Origin of the sequence: Nocardia africana NBRC 100379 (genome assembly GCF_001612635.1) — a bacterium.
Taxonomy (GTDB): Bacteria; Actinomycetota; Actinomycetes; order Mycobacteriales; family Mycobacteriaceae; genus Nocardia; species Nocardia africana.
This window is the reverse complement of the sequence record NZ_BDAV01000090.1, coordinates 1-766: the sequence shown is the minus strand read 5'-3', so window position 1 is coordinate 766 and position 766 is coordinate 1. Positions and strand designations below refer to the sequence as shown.

Here is a 766-nt window from a genome sequence, read left to right as displayed (position 1 = left end):
GATGTCCTCCCGATCGGCGCGCATCAGCGCGATCAGCGTGACTACACCGACCATGGCCGTGAAGACCACCATCGGCCAAATCCCCTGAGCAAGAAGAGTTCTGATGACTTCCACGCGGGCTCCTTCGGGCACAAAAAAAGCCCCCAGCTGGCGCTGAGGGCTTCGGATCGATGCGGGTGACGGATACAAAAAACCCCGACCACTTCGGTGTCGGGGTGAGGACACAAATGTCCCCTCGTTTCCGAGGGTAGCAGTTGAATCTGCTGGCGCGCAACGCAATAGGGGTTTGCGCTGCTCATGGCAGGTTTCTGCGGGCTTTCAGCGCCGTCCGTCCCGAAAAGCACCAGTCTTGTTTCGAGGCTCCAAGGCGGCGTAAATGCCCTGGTGGGAACTCGGCCACTCGGGCGGAACTTCTCGCGCTTACGTGACAACTGCGCGCGTTACACACGAAAGTAGGAGTTTCAGGGCCCGCGCGTACGGCCGTAGATGTCTGACCCACGGTGGCCCCTGTGTCGTCGTCCGGATGTGCGGCGGCGACGAATCTGATGTGTGCATGCCCGTGACGTGCGTATCGGGCAGACCTACGTGGTGCTGGTACCTCACCGATTACCGGCCGCCCGCTACCCCGACCGTGAGCGGCCCGGGTTGTCGATGTGGGTGGCCAGGCTGCTGGCCGGCGCCCGGTTCCGGCTCACCGTCACCAGCATCGACTGCGACGCCGATCCGGCCACGGTCGAGGGGCTGCGACTGATCGAACGCGCCCACG

The 766-nt window shown here is 63.4% G+C and carries 1 protein-coding gene; it reads left to right on the top strand.

Annotation, left to right across the window (positions count from 1 at the left end; genetic code table 11):
- Positions 1-564: 564 nt before the first annotated feature.
- Positions 565-766: hypothetical protein (locus tag NA3_RS35420; protein WP_157126687.1), on the top strand; the 202-nt coding region annotated here is incomplete at its 3' end.